Here is a 14,472-nt window from a genome sequence, read left to right on the forward strand (position 1 = left end):
AATGATAATGATTGCCAATCCTAACTATAGATAAAACCAAGCGCAAGCGTTTTATCCTGGCGCTGTGAAGGCGGTTTCAGGCAGTATGAAGCTCTTCGCTCAGCAGAATGCTGTTACGTCCCATATGCTTGGCTTCATAGAGGGCTTTATCCGCTTTCGCCAGCGCGCCCTCAACGTCTTCACCTTCGAACATGGCGATGCCGATGCTGATGGTCACGTTAGTGGCGACGCTTTCGTTAAACATATGGGGGATTTTAAGATCGTAAACCTTCTGACGTATGCGTTCAGCCGTCTGGCGCGCTTGCTCCAGCGGGATGTTACTCAACAGCACCATAAATTCTTCCCCGCCAAACCGGGCGACAACATCGCGTGAGCGCACGGCGTCGCGTATCGCAGCCGAGACCCTGATCAAGGCCTGATCGCCCATCATATGGCCGTAATGGTCGTTGTAGGCTTTGAAGTGGTCGATATCCATCAGCAGCACGAAGTGCTCGCCAGCGTCAGGCCTGGGAAGGTTCTCCAGCCGGCTTTGCAGCCCGCGACGGTTATACAGGCCGGTGAGCGGGTCCATCATGCTGAGATCGGTCAGGGTTTCGCGCTCCTCCAGCAGTTCGGAAAGCAGCTCCTGGGCGAAACGGTCATTGCGCCGCTGAAGAACATGATGGATACCAATGGCGACCACCGGCAGCGCGAAAAAATAGGCCATTCTCAGCCAGTTTTCGGACGGGCTAAGCCACAGGCAGGATATAAATGCGGGAAATGAATGTAACGTAAAGGCTTTAATATTACTCGCGAACGCCAGAGACCCTATAAAAAGCACTGTTAATAGCGCCATCATTAAATAGGTCGCGTGATCGTGCGTGATTAACAGAAATTTAGAGACGATCTGCCAGGCCCATAAAAGACCAAAAATAGCTGAAACAACAGGGATATTTATTTTTCGCGTGCTGTTTTTCCAGTGCCAGATAAGTAAGCCTGTGCTGATAGTCAGTACGGCAAAGAGCGGGACTGATAACACACGTACGGAATAGAGAGGATTTGTTACCGAGAACAATGCTGATGCGGCGTTCAGAAATAAAAACAAACGTAAAGATAGCTGATATTTCTTGTTGACTAAAGACAGCCAGGATTGTGATGTCATATGCGTGCGTTTTTATTAAAACTCAATTAAAACAATGAGCAAGGTGTTGTTGTGTAATATTGGTCGCTACAAAATTGAATTTTTATTATCAGAAAAACTTTATCGGAAGTTAACAGGTGGGCAATTTATCACCTTACACATTCTCTGTCATTATGGGAAAGCAATTGCTGGCGCAATTTCTTACGTCGCCTGCTGACAAGTGATAATTACTATCATATGATACTGGTTATCATTATCAGTGCGAGAGGTGAAACCATGTTGAGCAAAGCGCTGGGAAGTGGGTGGGGAATATTACTGCCTGGTTCCATTATCGGTGGGCTGATGTTTACCGATCTCCCCATTGATGTCTGGAAAGCAATGATTGTTTCAGGCTTGCTGGTGACATCCGCGATGATCTGGCACAAACAGTTACGGCATTATGTCCTGCTGCCTTCATGCGTGGCGCTAATCAGTGGACTGCTGGTGATTCTGATGAGTTTGAAATAAAAGGGAAAAAGAAGAGGCACTGCTGAGAGGATGTAAGATAATTGGTGCGAGGGGGGGGACTTGAACCCCCACGTCCGTAAGGACACTAACACCTGAAGCTAGCGCGTCTACCAATTCCGCCACCTTCGCACAGTCATCTTACTGGTTTGATATCGCCTCGTTGGTGCGAGGGGGGGGACTCGAACCCCCACATCCTAAGGACACTAACACCTGAAGCTAGCGCGTCTACCAATTCCGCCACCTTCGCCCAGTGCGAGCAATATCAACGTGATTTATGGTGCGAGGGGGGGGACTTGAACCCCCACGTCCGTAAGGACACTAACACCTGAAGCTAGCGCGTCTACCAATTCCGCCACCTTCGCATACCATCGACACTGTAAAAGTATCGTAACCACGGAGGCGCATTCTAGATGTTTTCAGCTTTACGTCAACAGAAAATTGCGCACGTTGTTTTGATTGCTGCAAAATTGGGCGATGGCAGCGTCAGCCATCGCCGGACCGGGGGGGTTACTTTTTCGCCTGGCGCGTCATCACGGTGCGATAGACCTTAAAGCGACCCGTCTGGGCGATCACTTCGTGGAAGCCAAAGGTTTCATCCAGTACTTTCGGGTATGCGAGGAAGGCGTTCGCCACAATACGCAGCTCACCGCCGCTGTTGAGGTGACGGGTTGCGCCACGGATCAGCGTTTGCGCCGCTTCAAGGCTGGTCTCCATTCCGTCGTGGAACGGCGGGTTAGAGATGATCATGTCAAAGCGACCGGTCACGTCGGAGAAGACGTTGCTGGCAATCACGTCGCCTTGAATGCCATTCGCAGCAAGCGTGGCGCGGCTGGCTTCTACCGCCGGAGCGCTCACGTCACACAGGGTTAAACGCACTTTTGGTGAGTGACTGGCGAGAACCGTTGACAGCACGCCCGCGCCACAGCCGACGTCCAGCACTTTGCCCTTGGTATGAGGCGTCAGGGTGGACAGCAGCAGCTTACTGCCCGTATCGAGCGCATCACGGCTGAACACGCCCGGCAGGGTTTTAATGGTCAGGCCGTCAAGCTGGTACTCGTCCCAGAAGGCGTCGGCATCGAAGGTGGTCTGTTTTTCCAGACGACCATGGTACAGGCCGCAGCGACGGGCGCTGTCGATTTTCGTCAGCGGCGCCCAGGCTTCGAGCATCTGCTCTGCGCTACGCACCCCGCTGCGGTTTTCACCGACAACAAAAATATCGCAGCCGACCGGCAGCAGAGAAAGCAGGTTCATCAGCTGGAACTGGGCTTCCGGTTTGTTTTTCGGCCAGTAGTAAATGAGCGTATCGCAGTCAGCAATATCGCTCTGCTCCGCCGCCAGGCTAAAGCGCGCGCGCTCGCCCATCTGGCGGCTCAGCACCTGCCAGTGGTGATAGTACTGGGTGTGGGCACGGCTTTCAGCACAGTCGAAACGTGCGGGCAGGTCATCCTGCATATCTCCGGCAAACAGAATACGGCTCTCTTCGAAATCATCACTGTGACGCAGCAAGACTTCACTTGCCGGGGTAAATGCAGACATGAATTGTTCCTCAATAAACTCAGGCGGGGATTATAGTAGGTAGATGGCGCAGTTTCGACACATTTGCTATATTTGCGCGCCTGAGAGACAGGAGTTTTCGCTATGACATCCCGACGAGACTGGCAGTTGCAGCAACTGGGCATCACCCAGTGGGCTTTGCGTCGCCCGACGGCGTTGCGGGGCGAAATAGCCATCTCCATCCCTGCGCATGTCCGCCTGGTGATGGTGGCAGAAGCGCCGCCTGCCCTGAACGAGCCCCTGATTGAGGATGTCCTTCGCAGCCTGAAGGTGACCCACGATCAGGTATTACAGCTGGCGCCCGAAAGCGTCGCGATGCTTCCCTCTGACAGCCGCTGTAACAGCTGGCGAATCGGGGCGGTGGATGAGCTACCCCTTGAAGGAAGCCAGATCAGTTCTCCAGCGCTGGACGAACTGAAAGCCAACCCAAAAGCGCGTAGCGCGCTATGGCAACAAATTTGCGAATATGAACACGATTTCTTCCCTCACGACGGCTGACCTGACCACCGCGTTCGCGATTGAAACCCGCGCCCATGCCTTTCCGTGGAGCGAAAAGACGTTTGCCAGCAATCAGGGCGAACGCTATTTAAATCTCCGCCTGGACGTTGACGGTGCGATGGCTGCGTTCGCCATCACGCAGGTCGTTCTGGACGAGGCGACGCTGTTTAATATCGCGGTCGATCCCGCATACCAGCGCCGCGGGCTGGGCAGGGAACTGCTTGAGCACCTCATTCGTGAGCTGGAAACCCGTGACGTTTTCACCCTGTGGCTGGAGGTGCGCGCGTCCAATGTCGCCGCCATCGCGCTCTATGAAAGCTTAGGCTTCAACGAGGCGACTATCCGCCGTAACTACTACCCCACCGCAGAGGGACGTGAAGACGCCATTATCATGGCTCTGCCGATTGGATAACGAAAATAAGGTTGTAACGATGAAATGGGACTGGATTTTCTTTGATGCCGACGAAACGCTGTTTACGTTTGACTCGTTCGGCGGCCTACAGCGGATGTTTCTCGACTATAGCGTGACGTTCACCGCGGAAGATTTTCAGGACTATCAGGCGGTGAACAAACCGCTGTGGGTGGATTACCAGAACGGAGCCATCACCGCGTTACAGCTTCAGCATCAGCGTTTTGACGTGTGGGCTGAACGGTTAAACGTGAGTCCTGGGGTGCTGAACGAGGCCTTCCTGAATGCGATGGCGGATATCTGCGCGCCGCTGCCCGGCGCCGTTTCTTTGCTGGATTCGCTGAAAGGGAAGGTGAAGCTTGGGATCATTACCAACGGCTTTACCGCGCTTCAGCAGATTCGCCTTGAACGCACCGGCCTGCGCGATCATTTCGACGCGCTGGTGATCTCCGAAGAGGTGGGCGTACCGAAGCCGGATCCGCGTATTTTCGATTATGCGTTGGCGCAAGCGGGCAATCCTGACCGCGATCGCGTGCTGATGGTGGGGGATACGGCAGAATCTGATATTCTGGGAGGTATGAGATCGGGCCTGTCGACCGTCTGGCTGAATGCGCATGGCCGCATGCTGCCGGAAGGCATCGAGCCGACCTGGACCGTTACGTCATTGAACGAACTGGAGCAGCTCCTGTGTAAACAATGATTGCCTGCCCCCTGTTGATGGGTAAAATAGCCGCATTTTTCGTATTCCATGATGCGCGGCCTGCTGCCGCGCTTACCTAAGAAGAATTGATTATGACGTTGTCTCCTTATCTGCAAGAGGTGGCCAAACGCCGCACTTTTGCCATTATCTCGCACCCGGATGCCGGTAAAACGACCATCACCGAGAAGGTGTTGCTGTTCGGACAGGCGATCCAGACCGCGGGTACCGTTAAAGGCCGTGGCTCCAGCCAGCATGCTAAATCCGACTGGATGGAGATGGAAAAGCAGCGTGGTATTTCGATTACCACCTCCGTGATGCAGTTCCCGTATCACGACTGTCTGGTGAACCTGCTGGACACCCCGGGGCACGAAGACTTCTCCGAAGATACCTACCGTACCCTGACGGCGGTGGACTGCTGCCTGATGGTGATCGACGCCGCGAAAGGTGTTGAAGATCGTACCCGCAAGCTGATGGAAGTCACCCGTCTGCGCGATACGCCGATCCTCACCTTTATGAACAAACTCGACCGTGACATCCGTGATCCGATGGAGCTGATGGATGAAGTGGAAAACGAGCTGAAGATTGCCTGCGCGCCAATCACCTGGCCGATTGGCTGCGGCAAGCTGTTCAAAGGGGTTTACCACCTCTATAAAGACGAAACCTACCTGTACCAGACCGGTAAGGGTCACACCATTCAGGAAGTGCGCATCGTGAAAGGTCTGGACAACCCGGATCTGGACGCAGCGGTCGGTGAAGAGCTGGCCGCGCAGCTGCGCGATGAGCTGGAGCTGGTTAAAGGCGCGTCGCACGAGTTCGACCGAGAGCTGTTCCTGAGCGGTGAAATTACCCCGGTCTTCTTCGGTACCGCCCTCGGCAACTTTGGCGTTGACCATATGCTCGACGGTCTGGTGGAGTGGGCCCCGCAGCCAATGCCGCGTAAAACCGACACCCGCGAAGTAGAAGCAAAGGAAGAGAAGTTCTCCGGCTTCGTCTTTAAAATTCAGGCCAACATGGACCCGAAACACCGCGACCGCGTTGCCTTTATGCGCGTGGTCTCCGGTAAGTACGAGAAGGGCATGAAGCTGCGTCAGGTCCGTATCGGTAAAGACGTGGTGATCTCCGACGCGCTGACCTTCATGGCAGGCGACCGTTCGCATGTAGAAGAAGCCTATCCGGGTGACATCATTGGTTTACACAACCACGGTACCATTCAGATTGGCGATACCTTCACGCAGGGCGAGATGATGAAGTTCACCGGTATCCCGAACTTCGCGCCAGAACTGTTCCGCCGCATTCGCCTGCGCGATCCGCTGAAGCAGAAGCAACTGCTGAAAGGCCTGGTCCAGCTTTCCGAAGAGGGGGCTGTACAGGTGTTCCGCCCTATTGCTAACAACGATCTGATCGTGGGCGCGGTGGGTGTGCTCCAGTTTGACGTGGTGGTTGCCCGTCTTAAGAGCGAGTACAACGTGGAAGCGATTTACGAATCGGTGAACGTGGCGACCGCCCGCTGGGTTGAATGTTCAGACGTGAAGAAATTCGAAGAATTTAAACGTAAGAACGAAGTTCAGCTGGCGCTGGACGGTGGCGATAACCTGACCTATATCGCCCCGACCATGGTTAACCTGAACCTGACGCAGGAACGTTATCCTGATGTTCAGTTCCGCAAAACGCGCGAGCATTAATTCCCTCTCAGAGCACGGCAGCCGCCGTGCTCTTCTTTAATTCCTGTGTTATTAATCCCTTGCGGAATGTTCTTAATTCACCGCATTTTTTCGCTATTCGTTCGTTTTTTCCCCAATTCTGAATGCACCCCTCTGATTGTGATCTATATTTAACTCAGTGTTTAGCACCGGGCGTGGATGAATTAACTGTTCAATGCATGTCCATTGGTTCTCCATTTTGCCCCGGTGTTAATTCGCAATATATAAAACCAAGATTTAGGGAAGTATGTCGCCCAAATAACGGGCAAAACACAGGAATAAATCGATGAATATGACAAGACTGAAGATTTCTAAAACTCTGCTGGCTGTAACGTTGGGTAGTGTCCTGGTAAGCGGTTCTGCTCTGGCGGAATCCAGCACCATGGATAAAGCGCAAAGTTCCGCCAATACCGCAGGGGAAAAAATCGATAGCTCTATGAATAAAGTCGGTAATTTCATGGATGACAGCTCAATCACAGCAAAAGTGAAAGCCGCACTGGTGGATCACGACTCCATTAAGAGCACCGATATTTCTGTTAAAACCGACAACAAGGTTGTCACCCTGAGCGGTTTCGTTGAAAGCCAGACCCAGGCTGAAGAAGCCGTTAAAGTGGCGAAAGGCGTTGAGGGCGTAAGCTCCGTCAGCGACAAACTGCACGTACGTGACAGCAAAGAATCGTCCGTGAAGGGCTATGCCGGAGATGCAGCAACTACCAGCGAAATCAAAGCTAAACTGTTAGCTGACGACATCGTGCCATCCCGTATGGTGAAAGTTGAAACCACCGATGGTGTGGTCCAGCTGTCCGGTACGGTTGAGAATCAGGCACAAAGCGATCGTGCCGAGTCAATTGCGAAAGCTATTGATGGTGTGAAAAGCGTCAAAAACGATCTGAAAACGAAGTAAAGCAGTACCATTCGCCCGTAAGGCTTAAAACCGCGGGCGAAATAAAAACGATTCTGGAAAAGCCGGTGAGTGACCTGAGCGCTCACGTTTAGCGGCCGACATTAACTATGGTAAAGGAGAGGCTTATGTTTCGTTGGGGCATTATATTTCTGGTTATCGCGTTAATTGCCGCCGCATTGGGCTTTGGTGGACTGGCGGGTACCGCGGCATGGGCAGCGAAAATTGTCTTCGTCGTCGGTATTATTCTGTTCCTGGTCAGCCTGTTTACGGGTCGACGTCGCCCGTAGCAAACGCAATATTTACTAAACAAACTCAAGCCAGTCCTCGTGACTGGCTTTTTCTCGTTTGAGAACCACCGGGGAAGTGCGTTACTGTGTCTCATCACAATAATGAAAACAGGAAGGCAGAGGTGGGGCAACGAATTCCCGTTACGCTCGGCAATATTGCGCCGCTGACGTTAAAACCGTTTCATGCAGGCCAGCTTGCGCTGGTCTGTGAAGGGGGCGGGCAGCGCGGTATTTTTACCGCCGGCGTGCTCGACGAATTTATGCGCGCGCAATTCAACCCGTTCGATCTCTATTTCGGTACCTCTGCCGGGGCGCAGAACCTCTCCGCCTATGTCTGCAACCAGCCCGGCTATGCGCGCAAAGTGATTATGCGCTATACCACCTCGAAAGAATTCTTCAATCCGGTACGCTTCGTGCGCGGCGGGAACCTGATCGATCTCGACTGGTTACTGGATGCCACCTCCAGCCAGATGCCGCTGGCCATGGATACCGCGTCACGACTGTTCGATACCGGCAAAGAGTTCTGGATGTGCGCCAGCCGTGGCGATGACTATTCGCCGCGTTACTTTTCGCCGCAGAAAGAGAACTGGCTGGATATCATCCGCGCATCCAGCGCGATCCCGGGATTCTACCGCACCGGCGCGTTGCTGGAGGGGATAAGCTATCTTGACGGTGGTATCAGCGACGCGGTGCCGGTACAGGAGGCGGCGCGGCGCGGGGCAAAAACCATTGTGGTGATCCGTACGGTGCCTTCGCAGATGTATTACACCCCACAGTGGTTTAAGCGGATGGAACGCTGGCTGGGCGACAGCAGCCTGCAACCGCTGGTGAATATTGCGAAGCAGCATGAAACCACCTACGGCGCGATGCAGCGTTTTATTGAAAAACCACCGGGCAAGCTGCGCATCTTTGAAATTTATCCGCCGAAGCCGCTGTTGAGCATGGCGCTGGGCAGTCGGTTGCCTGCGTTGCGTATGGATTACAAAACGGGGCGGCTGTGCGGGCGTTACTTCCTGGCGACCGTCGGGAAAATGCTGGCCGAGCAACCGCCTCTTCATCGGCATAAAAGCATCATTTTGCCGCCTGCCGTTGTGGCCAATGACGCGGTGGCGATGCCGCTGGTGGACGCGCCGCAGGCCAACGATGGCTTACTCGATAACGAGGATCTGGCGTGACGCACTGCTTTATCGATACCCATTGCCACTTTGATTTCCCGCCGTTTAGCGGGGAGGAAACATCCAGTCTTGCGCGTGCGGCTGAGGCCGGTGTGAGAGCCATTATTGTGCCCGCTATTGAAGCGGCGAGATTCGACAAAGTTCTGGCGCTTGCCCGGGGGCACGATGCGCTGTATGCCGCGTTGGGTCTGCATCCGATCGTTATTGAGCACCATCTTGATGACCATCTCGACAGGCTGGATGCCACGCTGCAAAACGCGGATACGAAGCTGGTTGCCATCGGTGAGATCGGCCTCGATCTCTATCGTGAAGATCCGCAGTTTGAACGCCAGCAGACGATTCTGGACGCGCAGCTCCGGTTGGCAAAGCGCCACGATCTGCCGGTGATCCTCCACTCCAGACGTACCCATGACAAACTGGCGATGCACCTGAAGCGCATCGACGTGCCGCGCAGGGGCGTGGTCCATGGTTTCGCTGGAAGCCTTCAGCAGGCGCAGCGTTTTATCGAGCTGGGCTATAAAATTGGCGTCGGTGGCACCATTACCTATCCGCGTGCCAGCAAAACCCGTGATGTGATGGCACAGCTCCCGCTGACCTCGCTCCTGCTGGAAACGGATGCGCCTGACATGCCGCTGAATGGTTTTCAGGGCCAGCCTAACCGCCCGGAGCAGGCGGCGCGCGTTTTTGATGTGCTGTGTGAGTTGCGTCAGGAGCCTGAAGATGTGATTGCCAGCGCGCTGCTGGAAAATACCCGAGCGGTCTTCGGCATCACGCTATAGATAAAGGGCCGGGCGGATCACCGTGATCTGCTGCCGTTCCAGGGCCTGCGCCAGCGGCTCGATGTCCTCCGGCGTGACGCTCCGCCATCGCGCCGCCTCCCCGTAAACCCCATGGGCATGAAACGCGTTGATCCGCACCGGAACGTTCCCCAACGTGTGGATAAAAGCGGTCAGCGATGGCAGATGTTGCAGATAATCACACCGATCGGGGATCACCAGCAGGCGCAGCTCCGTCAGGCGATGACGATCGGCCAGCCAGCGGATGCTCTGCTTGATCAGCGTGTTTTCGCGCCCGGTCAGAAAACGGTGATGTTCATTGCCCCAGGCTTTCAGATCCACCATCGCGCCGTCAAACACCGGAAACAGCTTTTGCCAGCCGGTTTCGCTTAACAGGCCGTTGCTGTCCACCAGGCACGTCAGATGGCGCAGGGACGGATCGGCTTTGATCGCGGTGAAAAGCGCAACCAAAAACGGCAGCTGCGTGGTGGCCTCACCCCCGCTGACGGTCACGCCCTCAATAAACGGCGCGGACGTGAGCACCCGGGAGAGGATCTCCTCGACGCTATAGCGCTGCGCCATCGGCGTCGCCTGCTGCTGACACAGGTGCAGACAGGTGTCGCACTGCTGACAGTGACTCTCCTGCCACCAGACGCGCCCGGCCTGAATCGTCAGCGCATCATGCGGACAGTGGGGTACACAGTCGCCGCAGTCGTTGCAGCGCCCTATCGTCCACGGGTTGTGGCAGGTTTTGCAGCGCAGGTTACAGCCCTGGAGGAACAACGCCAGGCGGCTGCCCGGCCCGTCCACGCAGGAGAAGGGTATGACCTGACTAACTAAAGCGCATCTGCTGTTCATGACTTATCACGCGCGGCTGACGTTCCAGAATACGGGTATTGCGCGCGGCCTCCTCGCCGAGCCATGTGGTGTTGGTGCGCGAGCCGGCCTCCCGGTATTTCTCCAGATCGGAGAGCCGCACCATATAGCCGGTAACGCGCACGAGATCGTTACCCGCAACGTTGGCGGTAAACTCGCGCATCCCCGCCCTGAACGCGCCGAGACAGAGCTGGACCACTGCCTGCGGGTTACGTTTTACCGTTTCATCCAGCGTCAGAATGTCGCTGATCCCGGAAGCGTAGTGCTTGTGGTGCGGCGCAACGGCCAGCAGGTGGCTGATGGGATCCGGCTCGTCGCCGTAGGGCAGGCGTGCGCCCGGCGTGGTGCCCGAGTCAGAGCTGATCCCCGACTGCGCATGCAGCATCGCGCGCTGCTTCCAGCCGTGTTTCACCGGCGTGTTTTCGACAAACGCCGCAAGCTGTTCGCTGATGCGATAGCCCAGCGCGTTGGCCTGCTCGTCTTTGCCGTAACGCCCAGTCATCCCGGCTTTCTCACAGAGCACGTTTACCGCTTCTGCCAGGCCGTACATGCCAAACATCGGCACAAACCGATCGGCATCAATCAGCCCCTCTTTCACCAGGAAGCTATTCTCAAAGAAGCCGGATTGTTGATACAGGAAATCGCAGCGGGCATCGATGATGGCCATTTGCTGCTGGCAGTAATGCGGGAGGGCGCGGCTGAAGAAGTCTTCCATTGACGTACTGTGTTCGGCGATGGCCTTGAGGTTGAGGCGCACCAGGGTGCTGCCACCGCCTGCCAGAGGCAGGGAGTTGTAACAGCTCACTACGCCGTAATGGCCTTTTGTGAAAATTTTATCATTCACCGGGCCATTAGAAATATGCGGTTTGCTGCATTCACATATGTTTTTTGCCACCTCAAGCAGCAAATCATCCGGGGTGATCGCTGGATCATAAATAAAGGTCAGGTTCGGCGCGACCTGCTTCAGCTCTGCATCGGCACGCAGAATGGCACGCGTGACGGGGGTATCTTCCGGCCCGATATTGGCATGCATAAAGGCATCGGGAAGCGTACGGTCGAGATAGCGCCAGAAACGTTTTATTCGGCTATTGATTTCATCCTGTGTTAGAATTTTAACATATGGGCTGAGTATTTCATCGAGCTGGCCCAGATAGACCGGCATCGATGTGACGGACGGAACATGGTGATAAAGGATAGTGAGCAGCGAGAGGGCATCATCCAGATCTTTCGCCCCTTCCAGCTCCAGCCATTCTGAGCCGTTAGCCAGAAATTTAGCGTAGTCCGGCAGCACGTAGCGCGGTTTGTAAGGCGCATGGCCTTCGAACATGTCGCAGATGAATCCCTCGTCCAGTGCGGCGCGGGCCGCCTCTGGCAGAGCGGGATAGGGCAGATTGTTCTCCGCTTCCAGCGCCAGAAAATGACGTTTTTGTTCTGGGGTTAACACCGGGCTGGTCACAATGTGCTGGCAACGTTGTTGCAGGGCGTCGGGCATGTTCACTTCCTTGGTTGTTCTGCGGATAGTGAACGAATTGTAGGAAGCCAGCCTGGTGGCGCTTTGATCAGAAAGGGGATATCGCCGATTTAGTCAGCAATTAACGCACTAAAATTTGAAGAAGATCTCATTACAGTAATGCAAATTTGCACACAGTTTTCATTAACTGTGATGAATGTCGAAGTGTGGATGCGGGTGAATGTTAGAATACTCACAGACCCGCAAGGTAAAATTTATACGGCACTGCCGTTGGAGAATGTTATGACCGATTTAACTGCAAGCAGCCTGCGCGCGTTGAAACTGATGGACCTGACCACCCTGAACGATGACGACACCAATGAAAAAGTCATCGCCCTGTGCCATCAGGCGAAAACGCCAGTGGGTAACACCGCCGCCGTCTGTATCTATCCGCGCTTCATCCCGATTGCCCGCAAAACGCTGAAAGAGCAGGGCACGCCGGAAGTGCGCATTGCCACCGTAACTAACTTCCCGCACGGCAATGACGATATCGAGATCGCGCTGGCAGAAACCCGCGCAGCGATTGCGTACGGCGCAGACGAAGTTGACGTGGTATTCCCGTACCGCGCGCTGATCGCCGGCAACGAGCAGGTCGGTTTTGACCTGGTGAAAGCCTGTAAAGACGCGTGTGCGGCGGCAAACGTGCTGCTTAAAGTGATCATTGAAACCGGCGAGCTGAAAGAAGAGGCGCTGATTCGTAAGGCGTCTGAAATCTCCATCAAAGCGGGCGCGGATTTCATTAAAACCTCTACCGGTAAAGTGCCGGTCAACGCTACCCCGGAAAGCGCACGCATCATGATGGAAGTCATCCGTGATATGGGCGTGTCCAAAACCGTTGGCTTCAAACCGGCAGGCGGCGTGCGTACCGCAGAAGACGCGCAGCAGTTCCTGGCGATTGCCGACGAGCTGTTCGGCGCCGACTGGGCGGACTCCCGCCACTACCGCTTCGGCGCGTCCAGCCTGCTGGCCAGCCTGCTGAAAGCGCTGGGTCACGGCGACGGTAAGAGCGCAAGCAGCTACTAAGTTGAATTGCCGGGTGGCGCTACGCTAACCCGGCCTAAAGGATCGTGGGGCGGGTCAACATACCCGCCGCCATTCACCCGATTCCGCATGGAGGTTACCGTGTTTCTCGCACAAGAAATTATTCGTAAAAAACGTGATGGTCATGCATTAAGCGACGAAGAAATCCGCTTCTTTATCAATGGCATTCGTGATAACACCATCTCTGAAGGGCAGATTGCGGCTCTGGCGATGACCATTTTCTTCCACGATATGTCGATGCCTGAGCGCGTGTCGCTGACCATGGCGATGCGAGATTCAGGAACCGTTCTGGACTGGAAAAGCCTCAACCTCAACGGCCCGATTGTGGACAAACACTCCACCGGCGGCGTGGGCGACGTGACCTCCCTGATGCTTGGCCCGATGGTGGCAGCCTGCGGGGGTTACATCCCGATGATTTCCGGGCGCGGCCTGGGCCACACCGGCGGTACGCTCGACAAACTGGAAGCCATTCCGGGCTTCGATATCTTCCCGGATGACAACCGCTTCCGCGACATTATTAAAGACGTTGGCGTGGCGATTATCGGCCAGACCAGCTCTCTTGCTCCGGCTGACAAGCGTTTCTACGCGACGCGTGACATTACCGCGACTGTAGACTCCATCCCGCTGATCACCGCCTCTATCCTTGCCAAAAAACTGGCGGAAGGTCTGGATGCGCTGGTGATGGATGTGAAAGTGGGCAGCGGCGCGTTTATGCCAACCTATGAACTCTCTGAGGCGCTGGCCGAAGCGATCGTTGGCGTTTCCAACGGCGCGGGCGTGCGCACCACCGCACTGCTGACGGACATGAACCAGGTGCTGGCCTCCAGCGCCGGGAACGCGGTTGAAGTCCGCGAGGCTGTGCAGTTCCTCACAGGCGAATACCGTAACCCGCGCCTGTTCGATGTCACCATGGCGCTGTGCGTTGAGATGTTAATCTCCGGCAAGCTGGCCAAAGACGACGCTGACGCGCGCGCGAAGCTTCAGGCGGTGCTGGACAACGGCAAAGCGGCGGAGATCTTTGGTCGGATGGTGGCGGCGCAGAAAGGCCCGACCGACTTCGTGGAAAACTACGCGAAATACCTGCCCACCGCGATGCTCAGCAAAGCGGTCTATGCGGATAGCGAAGGCTTTGTCTCGGCTATGGATACCCGCGCGCTCGGCATGGCTGTCGTGTCTATGGGCGGCGGTCGTCGTCAGGCATCGGACACCATTGATTACAGCGTCGGCTTTACCGATATGGCCCGTCTGGGCGACAGCGTTGACGGCCAACGTCCGCTGGCGGTGATCCACGCGAAAGATGAAGCCAGCTTGCAGGACGCGGCGAAAGCGGTGAAGGCGGCAATATCTCTTGACGATAAAGCACCGGAAACCACACCGACGGTCTATCGTCGTATCACTGAATAGCGGTATACTGA

15 protein-coding genes and 3 tRNA genes are annotated in these 14,472 nt (G+C 55.4%); 11 read left to right on the forward strand and 7 right to left on the reverse strand.

Annotation, left to right across the window (positions count from 1 at the left end; genetic code table 11):
* Window positions 1–76: 76 nt before the first annotated feature.
* Complete coding sequence (locus SK53_RS15845) at window positions 77–1,141, reverse strand: GGDEF domain-containing protein (RefSeq protein ID WP_003856569.1); 1,065 nt, start codon at window positions 1,139–1,141, stop codon at window positions 77–79.
* Window positions 1,142–1,357: 216 nt separating this feature from the next.
* Here SK53_RS15845 and SK53_RS15850 point away from each other — a divergent pair, with 216 nt between their 5' ends.
* Entirely contained in the window at window positions 1,358–1,627 is a 270-nt protein-coding gene (locus tag SK53_RS15850) for a DUF1435 domain-containing protein (protein WP_032628028.1), read from the forward strand.
* 42 nt (window positions 1,628–1,669) lie between these two features.
* Here the strand turns inward: SK53_RS15850 and SK53_RS15855 are convergent.
* The 4 genes from SK53_RS15855 to rsmC all read right to left on the reverse strand — a co-directional run bounded on the left by SK53_RS15855 (window position 1,670) and on the right by rsmC (window position 3,163).
* Window positions 1,670–1,756, reverse strand: a tRNA-Leu gene (locus SK53_RS15855).
* 32 nt (window positions 1,757–1,788) lie between these two features.
* Window positions 1,789–1,874: transfer RNA gene (locus tag SK53_RS15860), tRNA-Leu, on the reverse strand.
* 28 nt (window positions 1,875–1,902) lie between these two features.
* Window positions 1,903–1,989 (reverse strand) — tRNA-Leu (locus SK53_RS15865).
* 145 nt (window positions 1,990–2,134) lie between these two features.
* Window positions 2,135–3,163, reverse strand: coding sequence for a 16S rRNA (guanine(1207)-N(2))-methyltransferase RsmC (gene rsmC, locus SK53_RS15870; RefSeq protein ID WP_023315349.1), 1,029 nt, complete (start codon window positions 3,161–3,163; stop codon window positions 2,135–2,137).
* 102 nt (window positions 3,164–3,265) lie between these two features.
* On the opposite strand from rsmC, the gene SK53_RS15875 reads away from it, so the two are divergent.
* The 8 genes from SK53_RS15875 to SK53_RS15910 all read left to right on the forward strand — a co-directional run bounded on the left by SK53_RS15875 (window position 3,266) and on the right by SK53_RS15910 (window position 9,633).
* Window positions 3,266–3,679, forward strand: a complete 414-nt coding sequence (locus SK53_RS15875; RefSeq protein WP_003856566.1) for a DNA polymerase III subunit psi — start codon at window positions 3,266–3,268, stop codon at window positions 3,677–3,679.
* Entirely contained in the window at window positions 3,648–4,091 is a 444-nt protein-coding gene (gene rimI, locus SK53_RS15880; protein WP_003856565.1) for a ribosomal protein S18-alanine N-acetyltransferase, read from the forward strand. The genes SK53_RS15875 and rimI overlap by 32 nt, the downstream gene beginning before the upstream one ends.
* Window positions 4,092–4,110: 19 nt before the next feature.
* Complete coding sequence (gene yjjG, locus SK53_RS15885) at window positions 4,111–4,788, forward strand: pyrimidine 5'-nucleotidase (RefSeq protein WP_003856564.1); 678 nt, start codon at window positions 4,111–4,113, stop codon at window positions 4,786–4,788.
* A 92-nt stretch (window positions 4,789–4,880) separates the two neighbouring features.
* The gene (prfC, locus tag SK53_RS15890; RefSeq protein WP_003856562.1) at window positions 4,881–6,470 is read left to right on the forward strand and encodes a peptide chain release factor 3; all 1,590 of its coding nucleotides are present in this window, start codon (window positions 4,881–4,883) and stop codon (window positions 6,468–6,470) included.
* Window positions 6,471–6,774: 304 nt separating this feature from the next.
* Window positions 6,775–7,392 (forward strand): molecular chaperone OsmY, encoded by a 618-nt coding sequence (gene osmY / locus SK53_RS15895; RefSeq protein ID WP_003856559.1) that lies wholly within the window; start codon window positions 6,775–6,777, stop codon window positions 7,390–7,392.
* A gap of 125 nt (window positions 7,393–7,517) precedes the next feature.
* Complete coding sequence (locus SK53_RS15900; RefSeq protein ID WP_003856556.1) at window positions 7,518–7,679, forward strand: DUF1328 domain-containing protein; 162 nt, start codon at window positions 7,518–7,520, stop codon at window positions 7,677–7,679.
* A gap of 122 nt (window positions 7,680–7,801) precedes the next feature.
* On the forward strand, window positions 7,802–8,854 hold the full coding sequence (locus tag SK53_RS15905; protein WP_048209773.1) for a patatin-like phospholipase family protein: 1,053 nt from the start codon (window positions 7,802–7,804) through the stop codon (window positions 8,852–8,854).
* On the forward strand, window positions 8,851–9,633 hold the full coding sequence (locus SK53_RS15910) for a metal-dependent hydrolase (protein WP_003856548.1): 783 nt from the start codon (window positions 8,851–8,853) through the stop codon (window positions 9,631–9,633). The genes SK53_RS15905 and SK53_RS15910 overlap by 4 nt, the downstream gene beginning before the upstream one ends.
* Here the strand turns inward: SK53_RS15910 and SK53_RS15915 are convergent.
* Both SK53_RS15915 and SK53_RS15920 read right to left on the reverse strand, forming a co-directional pair.
* The gene (locus tag SK53_RS15915; protein WP_048209774.1) at window positions 9,628–10,488 is read right to left on the reverse strand and encodes a YjjW family glycine radical enzyme activase; all 861 of its coding nucleotides are present in this window, start codon (window positions 10,486–10,488) and stop codon (window positions 9,628–9,630) included. The genes SK53_RS15910 and SK53_RS15915 overlap by 6 nt on opposite strands.
* Window positions 10,463–11,998 carry a YjjI family glycine radical enzyme gene (locus SK53_RS15920; protein ID WP_048209775.1) on the reverse strand — a complete coding sequence of 512 codons (1,536 nt, stop codon included), beginning with the start codon at window positions 11,996–11,998 and terminating at the stop codon, window positions 10,463–10,465. The genes SK53_RS15915 and SK53_RS15920 overlap by 26 nt, the downstream gene beginning before the upstream one ends.
* Before the next feature lie 261 nt (window positions 11,999–12,259).
* Here SK53_RS15920 and deoC point away from each other — a divergent pair, with 261 nt between their 5' ends.
* The gene (gene deoC / locus SK53_RS15925; protein WP_032645921.1) at window positions 12,260–13,039 is read left to right on the forward strand and encodes a deoxyribose-phosphate aldolase; all 780 of its coding nucleotides are present in this window, start codon (window positions 12,260–12,262) and stop codon (window positions 13,037–13,039) included.
* A 99-nt stretch (window positions 13,040–13,138) separates the two neighbouring features.
* Window positions 13,139–14,461, forward strand: coding sequence for a thymidine phosphorylase (gene deoA / locus SK53_RS15930; RefSeq protein WP_048209776.1), 1,323 nt, complete (start codon window positions 13,139–13,141; stop codon window positions 14,459–14,461).
* Window positions 14,462–14,472 lie beyond the last annotated feature (11 nt).

It is taken from the genome of Enterobacter sp. MGH119 (assembly GCF_001037675.1).
Classification (GTDB): Bacteria; Pseudomonadota; Gammaproteobacteria; order Enterobacterales; family Enterobacteriaceae; genus Enterobacter; species Enterobacter hormaechei_C.